The sequence below is a fragment of the Micromonospora sp. NPDC050795 genome, from assembly GCF_044456785.1.
GTDB lineage: Bacteria > Actinomycetota > Actinomycetes > Mycobacteriales > Micromonosporaceae > Micromonospora.
In genome coordinates this window covers 11,431-30,603 of record NZ_JBITGE010000005.1, presented here as the reverse complement: position 1 = coordinate 30,603, position 19,173 = coordinate 11,431, and the positions used below count along the sequence as shown (strand labels likewise).

Below are 19,173 nucleotides of genomic sequence, written 5' to 3'. Positions count from 1 at the left end.
GGAGGGCGGGCGCACCGATGGTGGGCAGGTATGCCCCCGATCGAGGGACATCGTTTGACTTGTGCGACGAATGCATCTTTGATGGTCGATGTGCTTGTTCGGCGTGGTCGGGCGCTTCGTCGTCTGGGTGGGCCGGTCGATGCCCCTGAGCCTGGAGGACTGATGCGAGTCGCCGCACGGAGGACCCCACTACGCCCACGACGACGGCTGTTGCCGGTGGCGATGGCGGCGGTGACACTGCTGAGCCTGGCCGTCGGTGTGCCGGCGAACGCCGCGGCGCCCTCGACAGTCGTCGGCGTGGCCAGCGGTCGTTGCCTGGACGTGGTCGGCAACGTCAGGACCGCCGGTGCCGGCATCAACATCTACGACTGCAATGGCCAGGCCAACCAGGCGTGGACCTTCACCTCAAGTGGTGAGCTGCGGGTCTACGACGACACGATGTGCCTGGACGTGGTCGGTCAGGACACCACCGCGCCGGCGGCGCTACAGATCAACAACTGCACCGGTGGGGCGAACCAACGCTGGCGGACCACCACCTCGGGGACGATCGTCGGCGTCCAGTCCGGTCTGTGCCTGGACGTGAACGGCGCCGGCACCGCCAACAGCACCACAGTCGGTCTCTGGACCTGCAACGGGCAGTCCAACCAACGGTGGACGACGTCCTTCGGCAGCGCCGACAGCCAGCCGCCGACGGCGCCGGGCAGCCCTCGGGTCAGCGGTCTGACCTGCAACTCGGTGACGTTCGCGTGGAACGCCTCGACGGACAACGTCGCGGTTGCCTTCTACGACATCTACCACGACGGCCAGTTGATGACGTCGGTGAGCGGTACGACGCTCTCCACCAACCTGACCGTGGTGGCCGGGGCGACCTGGGGTCTGTACGTCAACGCCCGCGACGCCGCCGGCAACGTCTCACAGGCGAGCGCCACCGTCTCGATCACACCGCCGCCCTGTCAGGCCGACAGTCAGCCGCCCACCGCGCCGCAACAGCTCACCGGCACCGCGTCGGGCACCACCGTGACGCTGCGCTGGACCGCGTCGACCGACAACATCGGGGTGCGGGCGTACGACATCTACCGGGCCGGCACGAAGGTGGGCACGGTCACCGGCGCGCCGCCGGCGACCACGTTCACCGACAGCGGCCTGACGGCGAACACCTCCTACCAGTACTACGTGGTGGCTCGGGACGCGCAGGACAACGCCTCGTCGCGCAGCGGCACCGCGACGGTGACCACCGGCGCGGCGTGCGCCAACCCGGTGTGCGGGGTGCGGCAGGTCACCACCGACACCGACATCCCGTGGGGTCTGGTGACGTTGCCCGACGGCAGCGTGCTCTACAACCGGCGCGACGCGCACGACATCATCCAGCTCAACCCGAGCACCGGGGCCAAGACCAACCTGGGCACCGTGCCGAACGTGCAGAGCACCGACGGTGAGGGTGGCCTGTTGGGGCTCGCCATCTCGGCCAGCTACTCCAGCGACCGTTGGCTCTACATCATGCACACCTCGCCGAGCGACAACCGCATCGTCCGGATCAGGCTGGAGAACGGGCGACTCAACACCGCCAGCGAGCAGGTCCTGCTCAGCGGCATCCGGCGTAACAAGTACCACGACGGTGGTCGCCTGCGGTTCGGCCCGGACGGCAAGCTGTACGCCAGCACCGGCGACGCCCAGAACGGCAACTACGCCCAGGACCGGTCCAGCCTCGAAGGCAAGATCCTGCGACTCAACCCGGACGGCACCGTCCCCTCGGACAACCCGTTCGGCAACTACGTGTGGAGCTACGGCCACCGCAACCCGCAGGGGCTGGCGTTCGACTCGCAGGGCCGGCTGTGGGAGCAGGAGTTCGGCAACTCGGTGATGGACGAGACCAACCTGATCACCAAGGGTGGAAACTACGGCTGGCCGGCGTGCGAGGGCACCAGCGGCACGTGCGGCACGGCCGGGTTCATCGCACCGGCGCGCACGTACCCGACTGCTGAAGGGTCCTGCTCCGGTATCACGATCGTCCGCGACGCGCTCTACGTGGCCTGCGCCCGAGGCGCTCGGATGTACCGCGCGGTGATCAGCGGCAGCAGCCTGACGAACGTGCAGACGTACTTCAGTGGCACCTACGGCCGGCTGCGGACGGTGGAGCCGGCTCCGGACGGCGGGCTGTGGCTGACCACCACCAACGTCGGTGACAAGGACAGCACCCCGAACAACAGCAACGAGAAGATCCTGCACGTCACGCTCGGCAACTAACTCCGACGTCTCCGCAGGGCCACCCCCGTGCTGGCCCTGCGGAGACAGGTGGTGTGCGTACGGCCTCAGGTCACCAGTACTGGGTCAGGCTGGTCGCCGTGTACATGTATGAATTGCTGGCGTTGTAGAAGGCCGCCCGCGTGTACGCGTAACCGCTGGAGCATGGCTTATTCATAGCGATCTGGGGCGAGTGGTTGGGGACGATGGTCCACCAGTAGGGGTTTGTGAACGTTGCGCTGTTGCCGCACCACGCAATGATCTGGATATTGGCTGTCCGCTCGCCGGACGGGGTGGAGTTGAGGTAGAAGTCGCCGATCAGTGGATTCGTCGTGCCGCTGCGGACGCTGATGCAGACGTACGGGTTCGAGTACGCCCCGTAGTTGCGGCATCCGCCGCCCGAATCCGCCGACGCGGGTGCGGACGGCGCCAGCGCCGCCGTAGCCAGTACCAGTACGATCGCTCCGATCCGTGCCATGCTCCTGAGCATCGACCCTCCCTCTGGGTCCGTCCGGCCCGTCGATCCGCGCCGGCTCTACCGAGAGACTGACGCGGCGGACTGACCAAACCCTTACCAGAGCAGGGCGGCCCGGTGGCTCAGGCCGGATCGTTGGGTGCGTGACGGCCCGCCCTCGCGAGGGCCGCGGCGGGATACTCCGCATCCGCGGTGCCGATGTCGGTCATCAAGCCGAGGGACTCCTGCCAGCAGGCGACCGCCTCCTCGGTTGACCCGAGGCCGTCGAGACCCACGCCGAGCCAGTAGAGCCCGCGAGCCGTGCTGAGATGATCGCCGAGGTGTCGCAGCGCCATTGCCGCTCGGGCGTGCCGGACCGTGGCCTCGTACCGTGCGAGGTTTGCGTTCTGGTGTGCGAGGTGCACCTCAAGCGGCGCGATCTGCTGCCGGATGTCGTGGTCGACGGCGATCCGCAGCGCCTCTTCGAGGAGGGACAGCGACTCCTGCGCCCGACCCTGCTCGGTATAGAGCCATCCGAGACTGCTCAGGCAGACACACAGGATGAAGACGTCGTCCAACTGCCGGGCACCGGCCAGGGCCCGGCGCAGATGCCTCTCGGATTCGTCCCAGTCGCCCTTCTGCCCGTAGGCGTTGCCGATGTTCATCCGGCTGACGACCTCGTCGCGGGGGGAACTCTGCTCCAGGTTGACCTGCGCGGCAACTTCCATCCACCTGATGGCCTGGTCGAAGTTCCGCCCCAGCGCGTAGGCGACACCCAGCCCGTTCGCCATCAGTCGCTCACCGTCCGGCCGGTCGTCGAGGCGCGACGCGACCATCCCCAGCTCGTGAGTCTCCCGCAGCGTCGTCAACGCGTGAGTTCGCACCAGGAAGCTGTACTGGCAATCGGCGAGCTGCCAGGTTTCTCGCGCCAGTCCGAGGCTGTCGCAGATCCTGACCAACGCCACCAGATTGGCGGCCTCCACCTGGAACCAGGCGCTGGCAGCACCCATCGAGTCGAAGGTGGGCGCCTGCGCGAGGGGATGCGCGATGCGCATGGCGACGGACGTCCGGAGGCGCTGGAACATGCTCTGAGCGGCCACACCCTGCTGGACGTACGCATCGGCGAGCCGCCCCACCGCCAGGAGGCGATCCTGATCGGTGTCTTCCTGCTCGGCCCGCTCGGCGCCGTAGAGCCGGAGCAGGTCGTGCATCTGGTAGCGGCCCGTGCCGTCATCGTCGAGAAGGTGCCGGCCCACCAACTCGTCGATGTGCTCCTGGATCTGGCTCTCGACCTGGCCCGCGAGGACTGCCACTGCCACAGCCGGCAGCGCCGTGTCCGGCACGAGGCCCAACAGCCGGAAAACGCGCGCCGGGGCGGCCGGCAGTGCGCGATAGGACACCGCGAAGACGCCGCGTACCGCGCTGTCACCCTCGACGGCCAGTCCGGAGAGCCGCTCTCGGGCGTTGGCCAGCTCCAACAGCAGATCCGGGACGGTCTGACGTTCGTCCACAACGATCCGTGCGGCGGCGACGCGCAAGGCCAGTGGCAGGTTTCCGCAGAGCGCTGCCAGCCGGAAGATCTCGTCCCGGCTGGCTGCCGCCCGATCCGCGCCGATCATCGTCGCGACAAGCCGGTACGCCTCGTCGTCGGACAGCAGACCCAGCCGTAAACTCTGCGCCCCCTCGTGCGCCACCAGCCCGTCGAGACGGTTACGGCTGGTGATGACCGTCAGGCAGCGCGCCGACGCCGGGAGCAGCGGTCTCACCTGCTCGGAGGAGATGGCGTTGTCGAGCAGGACCAGCACCCGCCGGTCCGCGAGTGTCGACCGGTACAGAGCCGCTGCCTCATCGACGTCGAGGGGTATCCGCTCCGGTGGCACGCTCAGCGCCCGCAACAGTTGGCCGAGTGCGTCGATCGGGCGGGTCGGCGAATCGGTCCCGTGGCCGCGAAGGTTGACGAAAACCTGGCCGTCTGGATAACGCGACGCCACCCGATGCGCCCAGTGCACTGCCAACGCCGTCTTACCGAGCCCGCCGATTCGCCGATCGTGCAGATCGGGGCGACCCCGGAGGGATCCACACCGTCGCCGACGGTGTTGTCGAGGTTCACGAGATCCGCCTCGCGGCCGATGAAACCCGGGATGTCGCGTGGCAGGTGTCGCGGTGCGACGGACATGCCGTCGGTGCCGCTGGGCGTGGGGAACGCGAGATCCGGATCGTCGGCGAGGATCCGTTGGTGCAGGCGCTGAAGATCCTGGCCGGGCTCGACACCGAACTCCTCCACAAGCGTCCGGCGCGCGTCGCGGTAGACCTCCAGGGCATCGGTACGCCGGCCGGCCCGACTCAGTGCCAGCATGAACAGCTCGATCCCATGCTCCCTGGTCGGAAACTCCCGCACCAGGTCGGCCAGCAGCCCCACCACCCGGACATGCTCACCGGCCGCCAGTTCGGCCTCCACCCGCCGCTCGAAGGCAGCCAACCGCCGCTCCTCAAGACCACGCCCGAGTCGCCGACGTAGCGCCTCGTCGGCGACGCCGGCCAGCAGCGGACCGCGCCACAGATCGAGGGCCGCCGCCAGGGCCTGAGCGCGGACCGCCGGGTCAGCGATCGTGCGCGTCCGGTCCACCTCTGCCGTGAACCGGTGCAGGTCGACTGTCGCGGGGTCCACGTCGATCAGGTAACCCGCGCCGCGCGTGACGATGTGAGCCCCGTACGGAGCGAGCCTGCGCCGCAGCCGGGCCACGTAGGTGTGCAGGGTCGCACGGCGATCGGCCGCGTCGATGTCATTCCAGAGCAACTCGATCAGGCGTTCCGTCAGCAGCACCCGGCCGGGCTCCAGCAGCAGCAACCCCAGCAGGCAGCGCTCCTGCCGTCGACCCAACTCGACTGGGGTGCCCCGGTGGCTGGCCGCGACATCCCCGAGCACCTGGAACTCCACAGGGCGCAGCGTATCGGTTGTCGATGTCCTCAAACGGCAGTCAGGTGTGCTGCGCCAGGGCCTGCAACGCCCTCAGTCGCTGGTCAGGAGCACGAGTTGCTGGGTGGCCCGGGTCATCGCGACGTAGCGGTCGACCGCCCCCGGGACGCCGCTGCCGAACGCTTGCGGGTCGACGAGGATGACCAGGTCGAATTCGAGGCCCTTGGCCTGCTCCGGGCTCAGTGACCGGACCCGGGACGTCGGCGCGAAGGCCGGGTCGCCGATCACGCAGGCGATCCCTTCGGCGTGGTCGGCGAGCCAGCTGTCGAGGATCGACAGCAGGTCGGCGGCCGAGCCGTGGACGACGGGGAGCCCGTTGCCGCGAATGGAGGTGGGCACGTTGGCGTCGGGGAGCACGCCCCGGATGACCGGCTCGGCCTCCGCCATGACCTCCGCCGGCGTCCGTAGTTGATGGTCAACGAGGCCACTGTGACGCGGTCGAGCCCGACCCTCCCGTTTTCCGTGTTCAGGGCGCGTCGACGACCTCACGGCCGAGCGGCCAGAACGCCGCCGGTACGAGCTTGAAGTTGGCGATGCCGAACGGGATCCCGATGATCGTCACGCAGAGGGCGATGCCCGCGAGGATGTGCGAGAGCGCGAGCCACCAGCCGGCCAGCACCACCCAGAGGATGTTCGCCAGGCCGGAGCCGACGCCCACGCCCGGCTTGGGCACCAGGGTGCGGCCGAAGGGCCACAGCGAGTAGACCGCGAGGCGCAGCGAGGCGACGCCGAACGGGATGGTGATGACCAGGGCGAAGCAGATCAGCGCGGCGATGCCGTAGCCGACCGCCAGTACGAGGCCACCGCCGAAGACGAGCCACAGCACATTCAGTACGAAACGAATCATTACTCCAGCATGAATCATGCTCGCCACCCGGTCGTCTCGCCCCGTTCCCTCAACGGGGGACGGCCACCGCGTGGCCCGCGGAAAGGGGCCTCCCGCCACCGTCGGAGAGCTCGGCGAGGGCGTGGTCGCGGCTGTCGAAGATCGGGAAGGCCCCGTCCAGACGCATGGTGTGCAGGACGGTGCGGATGAATCTCGACGGCGCGGCGAGGCAGAGCGTGACACCCCGTTCCCGGGCGTCACGGTGGGCGCGCACAAGCAGACCGAGGCCGGTCGAGTCGATGATGTGCACCCGGCTCAGGTCGACCACGACGTGCCCGCCCACCTCGGCCACGTGCCGCAGCGCCGTGCGCAGGTTGTCGCCGGTGTCGAGGTCGATGTCACCAGTGGCGGCGATGACTGTCGTGCCGTCGAGGTGGTCGATGCCGAGGATGCCACCGGGGCCATGCTCGTCGCACGACACGTGTCCACCGGTCGAGGCGGGCAGGAGGCTGCAGTGCGGGCAGCGGTGCGGCCCGGTGGCGAAGGGGGAGCCGCTCCAGCCATGTTCGGCCACCAGGGTCCAGACGACCTCGGCGTCGGGGAGCACGCACGCGGTGCCGCGGATGGTCTCGCCGCAGGTGTCGCAGATCAGGGTCATCAGATACTCGTCCGGGACGACGGTCATGCTGCTGGTCCTTCCTCATTGACGATCGGGAGCACCTGATCCAGGCGGGTGATGTGCAGGATGCGCCGGACCCGGGGGTTCGGATCGCGGACGGTGAGGGCCGCATCGGCGCGAGTCAGCCGCCGGTGCACGTCGAGCAGCAGGCCGATGGCGGCGGCGTCGAGGTGCTGGCAGTCGGACAGGTCGAGCACGACCTGTGCGGGGCGCAGCGCCAGCAGTCGGTCGAACACCGCGCCGACCTCCGGCAGACAGGCCAGATCGAGTTCGGTGACGCGAACCTCGACCAGCGGCAGCGTGTACCTCGCGGGCAGCACCGGCGTCGCCATTGCCGTACCCCTCTCCGTCGACCTTGCTTCTTCCCCACCGTGCTGGGCGGGGTTGGCGGTCACTGCAAGGCTCTGTGACAGTTGTGTGACAAAACCGCCGGCCGGCGGGCACGGTTGGCCGCCCGGCGGTCGGCCGAGGATGATTCCGGGATGACGGCCGTACTGGTGATCGAGGACGACGACCGCATCCGGCTCGCGCTGCTGCTCGCACTTGAGGACGAGGGCTACGACGCCCTCGGCGCGGCCACGGCCGAGGAGGGCCTGCGCGCCCAGCGCCACCACCCGGCCGACTACGTGCTCGTCGACCTGATGCTGCCCGGCCTCGACGGCTTCGAGTGCATCCGACAGTTGCGCCGAGACGACGACGTCCCGATCGTGGTGGTCAGCGCCCGTGACGGCACCGACGACATCGTGGCCGCCCTCGAAGCCGGCGCCGACGACTACGTGGTCAAACCCGTGGCCATCCGGGAGCTGACCGCCCGCCTGCGGGCTCTGCGCCGCCGTGCCCGGCCGGTGGTCACGACCTCGGCACCGGAGCCCGTGCCGGCGGTCGCCTTCGGCGAGTTGGAGATCAGCCCGGAGGCGGGGGAGGTGCGCCGCGCCGGCCAGCAGGTCACTGTCACCCGCACCGAGTTTCGGCTGCTCTGTGAGCTGGCCGAGCACGCCGGTCGGGTGTTGTCGCGTCAGCAGTTGCTGCAACGGGTCTGGGGGTACGACAGCGGCGACGAACGGCTCGTCGACGTGCACGTCGGTCGGCTGCGGCAGAAGATCGAGCTGGACCCGGCGAACCCCCGGCACCTGGTCACCCTGCGGGGCCTTGGCTACAAGTTGCAACGATGAGACGTCTCGGACTGCGTACCCGGGTGACCGCCGCGTTCGCCGTCGGCGCGCTCCTGCTCTCAGCGTCGATGGCCCTGATCTCCTACGAGTTGACCCGCCGGTCCCTGCTCGACGACCGCGAACGCATCGCCCTGCGGGCCGCCTACTTCGACGCCGCCGTGGTGCATGCCGGCCTCGACACCGACACCCCGGACGTGGTGGAGGTGCTCCGGTCGTTGGACACCGGCGGAAGCCGTCGACCGGTGCTGCACCTCAACGGCGAGTGGTACGCGAGGGCCGCCGATCCCGGCACCACGGCCGCGATCCCCGACGAGCTGCTCCGGGTCGTCTCCGCCGGGGAGCCGGCCGTGCAGCGTGTCCGCGTCGACGGACAACCGGCCCTGGTGGTCGGTGTGCCGTTGTCCGCGTCCGCGACGTACTTCGAGGTCAATTCGCTGCGCGAGCTGGAGCAGACCTTCCGGGTGCTGGCCCTCGCGCTGACCAGCGTCGCGGTGCTGGTCGCCGGATCCGGCGCCGCCCTCGCCTGGTACGCCACCCGACACGGGCTGCGGCCGCTGACAGCGGTCGCCGACGCGGCCGAGAAGATCGCCGCCGGCGACTTCACCGCCCGGCTCGACCCGGCCACCGACCCTGACCTCACCCGCCTCTCCTCGTCGTTCAACCAGATGGTCGACCGCCTCGCCCTGCGCATCGAACGGGACCGCCGGTTCGCCGCCGACGTCAGCCACGAACTGCGGTCCCCGTTGCAGACCCTCGCCGCGGCGGCCAGCGTCCTGGCCCGCCGTCGGGAGCACCAGGACGAACGGACCGCCACCGCCGCCGGGCTCGTCGCCGACGAGATCGATCGTTTCCAACGGCTCGTGAACGACCTGATCGACCTGGCCCGCAGCGACCAGCCGGCCCACCGTGCCCCGGTGGACGTGGTGGAGCTGGCCCGGGAGACCTGCGACGCGTACGACCTGCCGGGCACCCTCGTCAGCCTGGCACCGGACGTGCCCACGACGTGGCAGGTCGAGCGGCGGCGGGTCGCCCAGATCCTGGCGAACCTGCTCGACAACGCCGCGACCTACGGCGGTGGCCCGGTGGCTGTTCGCCTGGACCGGGACGGGCACAGCGGCGTCATCGAGGTCGACGATGACGGTCCGGGTGTTCCCGTGGAGGACCGCGAGGCGATCTTCGACCGGTTCGTCCGGGGGCGAGCCGCCCACACCCGTGGCGCCGGCGACGGCACCGGCCTGGGGTTGGCGCTGGTCGCGCAGCACGCCGCCGCGCACGCGGGGCAGGTGACGGTCGCCGACCGTCCGGGCGGGGGCGCCTGTTTCCGGGTCACCCTGCCGGGGAGCCTGTCGTGAGGCCCCGTCGTCTCGTCCCGTTGGCCCTCGTTGTGCTGCTGACCGCGTGTGGCATCCCCACCGACGACACCCCACGCGCGGTGCCGGCCCCGCGAGGGCCGCTGAGCAGCGCCGCTCCCGCCGACACCACCGCACCGGCCGGCAGCGCCGCCGAGACGCTCTGCCTGGTCCGGAACAACCGCATCGTCCCCGTGGTCCGGCGCGTCGACAGGGCACCCAGCATCGCGGACCAGTTGCGGCACCTGCTGGCCGGCCCCAGCGGGGCCGAACGGGACAGCGATCTGACCAGCGCGCTGCCGGGGGCGGTCAACGCCGCCCTCGCGACAGTTACCGGGACGCAGGCCGTCGTCGCTGTGGACGAACCCGCCGAGGTGGGCGGTCGCAGCGACGAGGTCCTCGCCTTCGGGCAGATCGTCTGCACTCTCACCAGCCGCGAGGACGTCTCCACAGTGGCCTTCCTGCGCGACGGCAGGGCTCTGGGCGTGCCCCGGGCCGACGGCTCCCTGTCGACCATGCCGCTCACCCGCGGCGACTACGCCCCCCTCATCACCGAACGCTGAACGCGAGGTGTCGGGGTTGCTCGGTGGAAGACCTGAGACGAAAGCCAGGGCGACCCGAGGGTAGCTCCCGGAGGTCGGCAGGCGTCGGCGGTCACATGCTGACTGGCATGAAACGCGCTGCGCTCTACGTGATCGCCGGCCCGGTCGGCATCGTGGCCTACGGACTGGTCCGGCTGTGGGGAAAGTCCGACGGGGTGTACGGCCCCGGGCTAGACTGGCAGGCCGCCCACTTGGCGGCCCTCGCCGGCATGGTCTGCTTCGTCCCGGGTGTGCTCGCGCTGTCCCGCCTGCTGCCCCGCAGTCCGTGGCGCACCGGGGTGGTGGCCGGCACGTTCGTCGGCCTCGCCGCGACGATGGTGCAGTTCGGCGCGGACATCGTCGAGGGGCTGCTGGCCGAGGACCGGGCGGAGATGTCGAGGCTCGGCGCGGAATTCAAAGACATCCCCGGCGTGGAGGTGGCCTTCTACGACGTCGTACCCCAGTTCTTCTTCCTCGGCCTGCTCGTGCTCACGGGCATGCTCGCCGCCCGACGGCGGCTGCCGTGGTGGAGCGTGCCGCTGCTCCTCGTCGGCATCGTCCTGCCGGCGGTCACCCTCGACCTGCTTCCCATCGGCGGCCTGTGCATGGCGCTGGCGTTGGCCCCGGCGCTGCCGCTGGTACGACGGCGGGGCGAACATGCCGGGTCACCGGTCGGCATCTACTGACGACCGGGGGCGGCGCTGGCCCCATCAGGCCAGCGCCACCCTTCGAGTCGCTACTTCAGGGCGAGGGTTCGGGCGTCGGCGGCGATGACACTCGCGACCTCCGCCGGCACCAGCTTGCCGGCCTGCCGGTCGGCGTAGGTGGCCAGCTCGGCGTACTGGGTGTGGGCCAGCTTGGTGGTCATCGCCGTGACGGCGGCCGGGTCCGCGCCCGAGGTGAGGATCAGGTAGCCGAGGCCAGCCTGGCTCACCGTCACGGTGAAGGTGCTGGTCGCCGTGGCGGTGCCCTCGGGCCCGGTCGCCTCGGTGGTGATGGTGTGCCGGCCGGCGGTCAGCTTGGCCAGGTCGAGCTTGCGCCCGGCGGCCCACTTCTTACCGTCCAGCGTCACGGTGACGGTGTCGGCGTTGGTCGCGGCGACCGCGATCACCGGTGACTGCGCCCGGTCCAGCCGAGCCCCGCCGGTCGGCGAGGTGATCTGCACGGTCGGGTCGGCGGGGGCCCGCTGGACGAACGCCGAGTTCCAGCCGACCAGTTCCGCCGCCCGGTTGGTGATGATCGCGTCGGTGCCGATCCGCTCCAGCCGCTGCCACAAGCCGGCGGAGTCCATCGTCCACGCCATCACGGCGACCCCGGCTGCGTGCAGCGGGGCGACGACCTCGGGCTTGGCCAACAGCGCGTTGCCGTCCGGGTTGTACGCGGTCAGGTGCAGCTCCTTCGCAATCGCCACCGGGTCGGCGTCCAGGGTGCTGCGGAGCAGGCCGAGCGGCAGCTCGGGGGCGATCTCGTAGGTGTACTTCAGAGCGTCGACCTCGAAGCTCTGGATGAAGACCCGGCCCATCATCTGCTCGGTCCGGATCACCTGGATGATCGTGGCGACCTCGTCGCGGGTGTGCTTGCCCTTGATCTCCACGAGCAGGTTGCCACCCCGCGTCCGCAGGTCGGCGAGCTGCTCGGCGAGGGTGGGCACCCGCTCGCCGACGTACTGCGGGCCGAACCAGGAACCGGCGTCGAGCGCCTTGATCTGCGCGGCGGTCAGGTCCCGGATGTTGCCGGTGCCGTCGGTGGTCCGGTCGACGGTGCCGTCGTGCAGGATGAACGGGACACCGTCCCTGCTCGGCTGGACGTCGTTCTCGATCCAGTCGGCGCCGCCCCTACGGGCGATCTCCTGGGCGACGAGGGTGTTCTCCGGTGCGGCGGCGGACGCGCCCCGGTGGGCGATCACGGTGAACGGGCTGCCCTCGGGGCGGAGGTAGCCGTTCGGCGCCAGCTCGGTGACGGTGACGTCGTCGTACGACACGGTCGCGCCGTTGACGAAGAGCCCCTGGACGCCGTCGGCGGAACGCTGGAGGCTGCTGGTCCGCATCGCCTCCCGCCCGTCGAAGATCCAACGGGCCTGGTTGCCGTGCACCTCGACGGCGACGCGTACGTCCCGACCGGTGCCGGCGGCGGACGGGGCGGAGGCGGTGTTCGTCACGACCCAGGCGTTGGCAGCGGTCCGCTGGGCGAATTCGAGCCCGTTGGCGGCGGTGGTGCCGCTGCGCATGGTGGCGATCCACCAGGGGGTCGCGCCGCTGGCGGGGACGTCGATGCCGAGCGAGGCCCAGCGGGTGGTGGCCGAGACCGACTCGAAGCGCATGGTCGCCTCGAGGCGGAAGTCGTTCAGGTGCCGACCGAAGGTGATCTTGTTGTTCTCGCTGGAGCTGGCGGAGGTTCCGTACAGTCGGCCGTTCTCGACCTTCCAGGTGCCGTCGACCGCATGCCAACCGGCGGGCAGCGACCCGGCCGAGAAGTTCTCCGAGACGACGACGCTGCCCGGCTCGGCGGTGGCGGGCGACGAGGTGGCGACGGCGACCGCGACGGCAGCGCCGGTGACGGCGAGAGCGGCGACGGCGGCGGCGGCCCGGGCACCCAGGGCGCCGAGGCGTGACCCGACGCGGCGAGGCGACGGTGATGCGGGTGGGACAGTCATGGTCGCACGGTACGAAGCACGCCCGAACTGATGATCAATCAAGCATGGCTGCCGCCGGAACGCCGGGTGTACCGCGCTCGACCCGGGCGTTCCAGGCTGGTCAGTTCGGCAGGCCGGAGCAGGCGACCCCGTCGATCGTGCACGCCCTGGGGGCGGCACCGGTCAACGATCCATTGACCCGGAACGTCACCCGGACCGAGGCGCTGCCGGGCACCTGACCGGTGTTCGGGTCCGGCACGAACGTCCACACCGCACCGTCCCGGCTGGCCTGTGCCCCCTCGACCCCGCTGACGCCCAGCGACTCCCGGGGCAGGGTGACGACCAGCGTCCACCCCGGCGCCGGGACCGGGCCGGGATTGCTGATCGTCACTGTCGCGCCGTAGCTGAGCAGGGCGTTGTCAGTGATGGCGAAGTCCGCGCCCAGGGCCGCCGGGGTGGGTTCGGCGGTGGCACCGGTCGGCGTGGGCCGGGTCGACGACGCGACGGCCGGTGGGACCGACGAGGCCGAGGCGGACGGGGGCGCGGCCACCGCCGGGCTGGTGAGCGCCGGTCGCGCCTGCGCGCGGGGGGTGGCGGACGGCGACGCGCCCACCTGCTCGTTCGACGGCGGCGGGTCGAGGGTCACCGGCGTCAGCTTCTCCGGCGTGCGCAGCACCCCGACGACGGACACGGCCGTCGCGATCAGCACCCCGAGCGCCGCGACAACAGCCACCCAGGTGGCCCGCGAGACGTCCTCCCGACCGGTGAGCACCCGCCGTGCGGCCGTGACGAGGGCCACGACCCGATCCAGCAGGATGATCGCCACGGTACGGCGTGGTTGGGGTGGTGTTGCCGGCACTGCCAGTCTCTCTTTCAGTTCGTCGCCGGGTGCGTGCCCGCGATCCGTCCGGGTCGCGGGTGGCGCCTGCCCGGTCACAACCCGCGAAGCCCAACGAGTATCGCCTCGAGCAGGTCCTCGGTCGGCAGCTCCGACAGCATCGGCGGTTCGTGCGTCTCGATCAGCCCGGCGGCGAGCAGGTCACCGAGCAGCACCCGGACCGTCCCCAGTGGAAGGTCCAATTCGGCACCTACCTCGGCCACCGACACTGGATGGTGACACAGCTCGAGGATCCGCGCCTGTTCGGGGAAGAGCGGCGTGGGAGGGGTGACCCCCCGCCGGGCGACGACCAGCGAGATCAGGTCGAACTGGCCGCGTGCGGGCGCGGTACGCCCACCGGTCATCGTGTAGGGCCGGGCGACCGGGCCCGCGTCGTCGTCGTACCACGCCTCGTCAGTGGCGCCGCTGGAGTGCACCTGTGTCCCCGATCGTCACCGAGGAGGCCGGGCCCAGCGTGATCGGCAGGTGCTGCTCGGCCTGCCCCACGAAGAGCGCCACCTCGTACGCCATGTCACCGACCTCCACGTCGTCACCGGCGATCCGCACGGTGAGGATGGTCCCGTTCGGGATGGTGGCGATGAACAGGAACGCTCGCGACATCTGCACCACGACCTGACGCAGCTCACCCGCGTCACAGGTCCGGGTGGCGGCCAGTCCCAACGCGATCAGTCCGGCGACCACGCCGGAGATCTGCTCGGCCAGCTTCGCCCCCACCCGCCGCGAGCCACCGAGCGGCAGCCCGTCCGGTGAGAGCACCACTGCGAACTCCGCACCGTGCACCCGGTCGACCAGGTCGTTCAGGGCGTCGGTCAGGCCGCCCTCGGTGGCCACTGCAGACGTCATTGTTGTCTCCTCGCTGTTCTGGCGACCGGCAACTCAACCGTGTCGAGGCTGGTCCTGACGTGTTCCGGGCCGTTCGGCCCGGGCTGGCGGACCCGCGTCGGCAGCGCGCCGTCGCCGACGGGGTCGGTCAGGTCGGCGCCGGTGAGGGCCGGTGGGTACGGGCTGTCGGGTGGTGCGGTGGCCGGGATACGGCCGGTGTCGGTGACCGTGATCAGCCGGGAGGGTAGGAGCACGACAGCGGTCGTCCCGCCGCGCCGGCTGGGGCGCAGCGAGACGTGGGCACCGCATCGGCCGGCCAGTACGGCGGCCGCGTACCAGCCGGTGCGGCCCGCGGCCGGGCCGTCCGGTGGCGGACTGCCGAGCAGGTGGTTCGCCTCGGCCAGCGCGGCGGCGTCCAGGCCCGGCCCGTCGTCGACGACGATCACGGCACATCCCTGCGGTCGCTGTTCGCCGCTGACCCGGACGGTGGTCTCCGCCCCGGAGGAGGCCAGCGCGTTCTCGATCAGCTCCGCCAGCAGGTGGATGACGTCCGTGACGGCCGGGCCCGCGAGCGACCACGGCCAGTGCGGCGCGATCAGGACCCGGTGGTAGTCCGGCACCTCGGCGACCGCGCCGCGCGCCACGTCGAGCAGTGGCACGGGGCGTCGCCAACGGCGGGCGGGTGTCGCGCCGGCCAGGGTGATCAGCTTCTCCACGTTGCGGCGGACCCGGGTGGTGAGGTGGTCGAGTTGGAACAGCTCGCCGGTCTCCTCGGTGGACCGTTCCCGACGTTGCATCCCGTCCAGCAGGCTGAGCTGGTCGCGCAGCAGGACCTGGTTGCGTCGGGTCAACCTCAGGAACAGCTCCCGCTCGGTGTCAACCTCCGGCGTCGCCGGGGTCGGGGGTGGGGCCGGCGTGCCCGGCAACGGAGTCGGAAGGTCGGTGCCGCTTCTGGTCAGTTCGTCGGTCAGGCGTCGGACGGTGCCCGCCCAGCTCAGCAGGAGCACGAGCACGACGATGAGGCCGAGCCCCACGACGGCCCCGGTACGCGCGATGAGCATGGCGGCACCGGGGGTGGCCCGCTCGACGCTGCCGCGGGCGGTGTTCGTCACGACTGTCTGCAACGCGCCGAGGGAGGCGTCCGCCGCGGGCCGCCATTCCTGGACGGTGAGACCGGCCAGGGCGTTGGCGGTGCCGCCCTGGAGCAGCAGCCGGTCCTCCAGGGCGAGCAGGGCCGCGAACTCGGGGCCGGCCGCGAGGCGCTGATGCTCGGCCCCGCCGTCGGGCGGGAGCCCGGCCGCGGCCTCGGTGTGCGCGTACCGCTGGATGCTGACCAGCGCGGTCAGCTTGCGCTGCTCGTCGACGCCGAGCCGCGCGGCGGCCAGGCCCGCGCTGACCGCGGTGTCCTCCCGGGCGAGCAGCTCCCGGGCGCGGGCCAGCGCGATCACCGCGCGGGTCTCGGCGGCCAACCCGCTCTCGTACGCGCCCCACTCCGGGCCGTACACCCCGAAGGCGATGTCGATGACCTCGTCGTACCCGTCGACTGCCGCGCCCTGGTCGAGCCGCCCGGCGTCGACCCGGGACCGGGTCGTGCCCAGGCCGTCGAGCCGGCGGACCAGCTCGCCGGCCCGGTCGCGGACGGTGCCGGCGCTGAGCAGCCGAAGGTCGCGGCCCTTGGTGAACTCGCGGATCTCGGCGGCGGCCCGGTCGGTGCCTTCGCGGGCCCCGACCAGCGCGGGCGTCGTCCGCCCCGCCCCGGCGATCGTCTCGGCGGTGATCCGGCGTTCCGTCTGGAGGCTCAGGATCAGGCGGTCGATGGGCTGGCCCAGCGTGTCCGCCAGTGCCCGGACGCGCAGCAGGTCGACGGCGTCCTGACTGGACACGTAGGCCGCGTACGACCAGAGCGTGACCAGCACGGCGGCCAGTACGGCCAGCCTGGTCCGGATCAGCCGGACGTCGTCCCGGGTCATCGGGTCGCCCGCTGCGGCCACGGTTGCCCGGCCGTGTCGCTGGCCCGGTCGGCGACGAGGGTGCGCAGCAGCGCCAGCAGTTCGGTGCGGTTGGCGCAGTTGAGCCGGTTACGCATCCGCGCCACGTGGTGTTCGACAGTCTTGGCCGAGATGAAGAGCCGATCGCCGATCTCCCGGTAGGTCAGTCCGGCGAGCACCAGCTCGGCGACCTCGTACTCGCGGTCGCTCAGGCCGTGTTGGGTGGGGCCGGCGACCCGCGCCGTGCTCGCACCGGCCGTCGGTGTCTGCCCGCTCTGCCCACCGGAGGGCCGCCCCTGCAACGCACGGGCGCGTTCCAGCAGGGCGGTCATCGCCCGTCGGTCCGCGGTGCGGATGGCGGCCTGCCCGGCGAGGCGGGCGCCGTCCCAGCACAACCCGGTGTCGTGCAGCCCTCGGGCGGCGGCCTCCACCCGGATCGGGTCGACGACACCCCGGAGCACCTCCACCCAGCTCTCCGCGGCGGCGGCGACCACTGCCGCGTACCGGCTGTGGCCGGCGGCGGCCAGCAACGCCGTGACGTGTCCGTCGGCGGTCGTCGGCTCGCCGGTCAGGATGGCGGCGTGCAGCCCGCTCCAGTGCAGCGGAACACTCCACAATGCTGGGTTGTCGAGGCGGTCGAGGAGCTCACGACCCTGGTGCAGGTACGGCTCCAGCCGGGCCAGGTCACCCAGCCGTGCGCCCGCGATGGCCAGCTCACCCAACGGCAGCAGGGTGAACAGGTCGACGGGATGCCGCACCACGGCCTCCAGCGCCTGTTCCCAACCACGCTTGAGCGCCCCGAGGTCACTGTTGCGCCGGCCGATGCCCATCCGGATCGCGGCGGCGAAGAGCTGGTCGCGTGACTCCAGTGGCCGCCCGTCGAGCGTCACAGTGGCGAGCCGCTCGCCGGCGGCGTGGATCTCGCCACGGACCATCAGGATCCAGGCCTGCAACAGCCGGTGGCGGCGGGCCATCAGCGGGCCGCCGACACCGGCGCCCAGGGCGCGGTGCAGCACCCGCTCGGCGATTTCCAGCTCACCGCAGTGCACCGCGGTCAACGCGGCGAGTGCCGCCGGGCTGTCGGGCAGCAGCGCCGCCCGGCCGTCCGGCTCCAGCAGCGCGGCGGCCTGCACGAGCGCGGAGAGCGCGGCGGTCGGCGGGCCGGTCACGCTCTCCCGTACACCGTTGGCCATCAGTCGGGCGGCGCTGGCGTGCAGGGTCGGGGGTTCGCCCGCCGGGTCGCCCGCCGGGTCGCCTGCCGGTGACTCGGTGCTGGCGGCCGGGTCACCGATGGCCAACCCGCCGACGATGGCGAACGCCGCCGCCGAGGCGGTGCCCGACCACCGGAACAGCTCGACGCTGCGACCGATGTGGCCACGGTGGGCCAGGGCGGTGGCGGCGACCACGGCCGCCTCGGAGCGATCCGGGGGAGCGGCAGTGGCCAGGAGTCGGTCCGCCAGCCGAAGCGCGTCGTCGAGGTCACCGGCGAGCGCGGCGGCGAGCGCCTGCCGTGCGTTGGGCGGCTGGCCGGCCGCCGTGGCCGCCGCGAAGAGCTCGGCGGCGAACGCCGGCTCGTCGGCCGGCGCCTCGTCCGCCGCGGCGGCCAGGGTCGCGGCCGGGCAGTCGCCGAGCGCGCCGAGCGCCAGCAGGGAACGGACCAGCGGCAGCACCGCGCCACCCCGGGCGAGTTGCAACTCGGTGAGCCCCCGCCAGACCGCTGTCCGCTCGGTGGTCGGGCTGAGTGTCGCGACGGCCCGCCGGACGATCGGTGCGAGCCGGCCGTCCGCGCCGAGCAGCCCGGCCGCCCTGGTCGTGGCGATCAGTTCGTCCACCCCGGCCGGGTCCCGGCCCAGCAGCGCGCCGAGCATGCTCACCGGCAGCGCCCCGCCGGCCGCGACAGCGAGCAGCAGACGCCGTACCCCGGCGGGCTGGACGTCCAGGTCCGGGCCGAACTCGAGGATGACGGAGCGGGGTGGGTCCACCGTGCCGGTCCGGGTCTCCGCGCCGGCCAGGCCGCGGGCCAGCCGTGCCACGTCGCGGGGTACGCCGGCGGTCTGCGTGTGGACGAAGTCGACCAGGTCGGCCGGGCGGCCCAGCTCGGGCGTGGTGGCGAGATGGGCGGCGGTCTGCTCCCTGGTGAACGGTGTGAGCAGCACGGCCTGCCCGTCGCGTCGCAGAGCGTCGACCAGCTCACTGAACGCCGCTGAACGGGGCCACGGGCGGTGGGCGACCACCAGCCGGTGTCGCCGGCCCGCGACCAGACGCAGCAGCGCTTCGGTCCGTGCGTCGTCGAGCAGGTGCGCGTCGTCGACCAGCACCACCGTGTCGGGGTCGACCGGCTCATCCGGCTCCGGGGCGGCCGTGCGGACGGCGATCCCGGCGCGCTGGTGAACGCGCTCCAGCTCGGTGAGGAACGCGGTCTTTCCGTGACCGGCCGGGCCGGCGACGCCGACGGCGAGTGGGCCGCTCGGGTCCTGCGCGACCGTGTCCAGTAGCGCCTGCAACCCCCTGTCCAGGATCAACCCTGGTGCGGCGAGGTCATTCATGATCATCG

General features: G+C 71.6%; 17 protein-coding genes and 1 pseudogene. 5 read left to right on the top strand and 13 right to left on the bottom strand.

The genetic code is table 11. The features are described from left to right. The first annotated feature begins 162 nt into the window (after nt 1–162). Nucleotides 163–2,244, top strand: coding sequence for a PQQ-dependent sugar dehydrogenase (locus ACIBEF_RS06215; protein WP_396791644.1), 2,082 nt, complete (start codon nt 163–165; stop codon nt 2,242–2,244). Between the two features lie 70 nt (nt 2,245–2,314). Here ACIBEF_RS06215 and ACIBEF_RS06210 read toward each other — a convergent pair whose 3' ends face one another. The 7 genes and pseudogenes from ACIBEF_RS06210 to ACIBEF_RS06180 form a co-directional block, all read right to left on the bottom strand. Next, entirely contained in the window at nt 2,315–2,719 is a 405-nt protein-coding gene (locus tag ACIBEF_RS06210; protein WP_396791642.1) for a hypothetical protein, read from the bottom strand. 119 nt (nt 2,720–2,838) lie between these two features. Further along, the gene (locus tag ACIBEF_RS06205) at nt 2,839–4,686 is read right to left on the bottom strand and encodes a tetratricopeptide repeat protein (RefSeq protein WP_396791640.1); all 1,848 of its coding nucleotides are present in this window, start codon (nt 4,684–4,686) and stop codon (nt 2,839–2,841) included. Further along, on the bottom strand, nt 4,578–5,633 hold the full coding sequence (locus ACIBEF_RS06200) for a BTAD domain-containing putative transcriptional regulator (protein WP_396791639.1): 1,056 nt from the start codon (nt 5,631–5,633) through the stop codon (nt 4,578–4,580). The genes ACIBEF_RS06205 and ACIBEF_RS06200 overlap by 109 nt, the downstream gene beginning before the upstream one ends. A gap of 72 nt (nt 5,634–5,705) precedes the next feature. After that, a pseudogene (locus ACIBEF_RS06195) lies at nt 5,706–6,124 on the bottom strand (ATP-binding domain-containing protein); the annotation flags it as partial. A gap of 14 nt (nt 6,125–6,138) precedes the next feature. Beyond that, nucleotides 6,139–6,519 carry a YccF domain-containing protein gene (locus ACIBEF_RS06190; protein ID WP_357205917.1) on the bottom strand — a complete coding sequence of 127 codons (381 nt, stop codon included), beginning with the start codon at nt 6,517–6,519 and terminating at the stop codon, nt 6,139–6,141. A gap of 49 nt (nt 6,520–6,568) precedes the next feature. Continuing rightward, entirely contained in the window at nt 6,569–7,183 is a 615-nt protein-coding gene (locus tag ACIBEF_RS06185; RefSeq protein ID WP_357260997.1) for an STAS domain-containing protein, read from the bottom strand. Further along, nucleotides 7,180–7,509, bottom strand: coding sequence for an STAS domain-containing protein (locus ACIBEF_RS06180; RefSeq protein WP_396791637.1), 330 nt, complete (start codon nt 7,507–7,509; stop codon nt 7,180–7,182). The genes ACIBEF_RS06185 and ACIBEF_RS06180 overlap by 4 nt, the downstream gene beginning before the upstream one ends. Nucleotides 7,510–7,659: 150 nt before the next feature. Here ACIBEF_RS06180 and ACIBEF_RS06175 point away from each other — a divergent pair, with 150 nt between their 5' ends. The 4 genes from ACIBEF_RS06175 (at nt 7,660) to ACIBEF_RS06160 (ending at nt 10,965) form a co-directional block, all read left to right on the top strand. Next, nucleotides 7,660–8,349 carry a response regulator transcription factor gene (locus ACIBEF_RS06175; protein ID WP_355006168.1) on the top strand — a complete coding sequence of 230 codons (690 nt, stop codon included), beginning with the start codon at nt 7,660–7,662 and terminating at the stop codon, nt 8,347–8,349. Beyond that, a complete protein-coding gene (locus tag ACIBEF_RS06170; RefSeq protein ID WP_396791634.1) occupies nt 8,346–9,701 on the top strand; it encodes a sensor histidine kinase in 1,356 nt (451 codons plus the stop codon). The genes ACIBEF_RS06175 and ACIBEF_RS06170 overlap by 4 nt, the downstream gene beginning before the upstream one ends. Continuing rightward, nucleotides 9,698–10,261, top strand: coding sequence for a GerMN domain-containing protein (locus ACIBEF_RS06165; protein ID WP_396791633.1), 564 nt, complete (start codon nt 9,698–9,700; stop codon nt 10,259–10,261). Before ACIBEF_RS06170 ends, ACIBEF_RS06165 begins: the two co-directional genes overlap by 4 nt. Nucleotides 10,262–10,368: 107 nt before the next feature. Continuing rightward, entirely contained in the window at nt 10,369–10,965 is a 597-nt protein-coding gene (locus ACIBEF_RS06160; protein WP_396791631.1) for a hypothetical protein, read from the top strand. A 50-nt stretch (nt 10,966–11,015) separates the two neighbouring features. Here the strand turns inward: ACIBEF_RS06160 and ACIBEF_RS06155 are convergent, their stop codons facing one another. The 6 genes from ACIBEF_RS06155 to ACIBEF_RS06130 form a co-directional block, all read right to left on the bottom strand. Then, entirely contained in the window at nt 11,016–12,932 is a 1,917-nt protein-coding gene (locus tag ACIBEF_RS06155) for a glycerophosphodiester phosphodiesterase (RefSeq protein ID WP_396791629.1), read from the bottom strand. A 100-nt stretch (nt 12,933–13,032) separates the two neighbouring features. Then, the gene (locus tag ACIBEF_RS06150; protein WP_396791627.1) at nt 13,033–13,737 is read right to left on the bottom strand and encodes a cellulose binding domain-containing protein; all 705 of its coding nucleotides are present in this window, start codon (nt 13,735–13,737) and stop codon (nt 13,033–13,035) included. A 107-nt stretch (nt 13,738–13,844) separates the two neighbouring features. Continuing rightward, nucleotides 13,845–14,225 carry a DUF742 domain-containing protein gene (locus ACIBEF_RS06145; protein WP_396791625.1) on the bottom strand — a complete coding sequence of 127 codons (381 nt, stop codon included), beginning with the start codon at nt 14,223–14,225 and terminating at the stop codon, nt 13,845–13,847. After that, nucleotides 14,203–14,652: a roadblock/LC7 domain-containing protein gene (locus ACIBEF_RS06140; RefSeq protein WP_396791624.1), complete on the bottom strand. Its 450-nt coding sequence runs from the start codon at nt 14,650–14,652 to the stop codon at nt 14,203–14,205. The genes ACIBEF_RS06145 and ACIBEF_RS06140 overlap by 23 nt, the downstream gene beginning before the upstream one ends. Then, nucleotides 14,649–16,601, bottom strand: a complete 1,953-nt coding sequence (locus tag ACIBEF_RS06135) for a nitrate- and nitrite sensing domain-containing protein (RefSeq protein WP_396791622.1) — start codon at nt 16,599–16,601, stop codon at nt 14,649–14,651. The genes ACIBEF_RS06140 and ACIBEF_RS06135 overlap by 4 nt, the downstream gene beginning before the upstream one ends. Then, a complete protein-coding gene (locus ACIBEF_RS06130) occupies nt 16,598–19,171 on the bottom strand; it encodes a LuxR C-terminal-related transcriptional regulator (protein ID WP_396791620.1) in 2,574 nt (857 codons plus the stop codon). Before ACIBEF_RS06130 ends, ACIBEF_RS06135 begins: the two co-directional genes overlap by 4 nt. Nucleotides 19,172–19,173: the final 2 nt, after the last annotated feature.

What these genes read in the sequence shown, in the direction of transcription:
- ACIBEF_RS06140 (WP_396791624.1), bottom strand. Translation starts at nt 14,652, where the DNA reads ATGACGTCTGCAGTGGCCACCGAGGGCGGCCTGACCGACGCCCTGAAC.
- ACIBEF_RS06175 (WP_355006168.1), top strand. Translation starts at nt 7,660, where the DNA reads ATGACGGCCGTACTGGTGATCGAGGACGACGACCGCATCCGGCTCGCG.
- ACIBEF_RS06190 (WP_357205917.1), bottom strand. Translation starts at nt 6,519, where the DNA reads ATGATTCGTTTCGTACTGAATGTGCTGTGGCTCGTCTTCGGCGGTGGC.
- ACIBEF_RS06135 (WP_396791622.1), bottom strand. Translation starts at nt 16,601, where the DNA reads ATGACCCGGGACGACGTCCGGCTGATCCGGACCAGGCTGGCCGTACTG.
- ACIBEF_RS06130 (WP_396791620.1), bottom strand. Translation starts at nt 19,171, where the DNA reads ATGATCATGAATGACCTCGCCGCACCAGGGTTGATCCTGGACAGGGGG.
- ACIBEF_RS06185 (WP_357260997.1), bottom strand. Translation starts at nt 7,183, where the DNA reads ATGACCGTCGTCCCGGACGAGTATCTGATGACCCTGATCTGCGACACC.
- ACIBEF_RS06180 (WP_396791637.1), bottom strand. Translation starts at nt 7,509, where the DNA reads ATGGCGACGCCGGTGCTGCCCGCGAGGTACACGCTGCCGCTGGTCGAG.
- ACIBEF_RS06160 (WP_396791631.1), top strand. Translation starts at nt 10,369, where the DNA reads ATGAAACGCGCTGCGCTCTACGTGATCGCCGGCCCGGTCGGCATCGTG.
- ACIBEF_RS06170 (WP_396791634.1), top strand. Translation starts at nt 8,346, where the DNA reads ATGAGACGTCTCGGACTGCGTACCCGGGTGACCGCCGCGTTCGCCGTC.
- ACIBEF_RS06215 (WP_396791644.1), top strand. Translation starts at nt 163, where the DNA reads ATGCGAGTCGCCGCACGGAGGACCCCACTACGCCCACGACGACGGCTG.
- ACIBEF_RS06210 (WP_396791642.1), bottom strand. Translation starts at nt 2,719, where the DNA reads ATGGCACGGATCGGAGCGATCGTACTGGTACTGGCTACGGCGGCGCTG.
- ACIBEF_RS06155 (WP_396791629.1), bottom strand. Translation starts at nt 12,932, where the DNA reads ATGACTGTCCCACCCGCATCACCGTCGCCTCGCCGCGTCGGGTCACGC.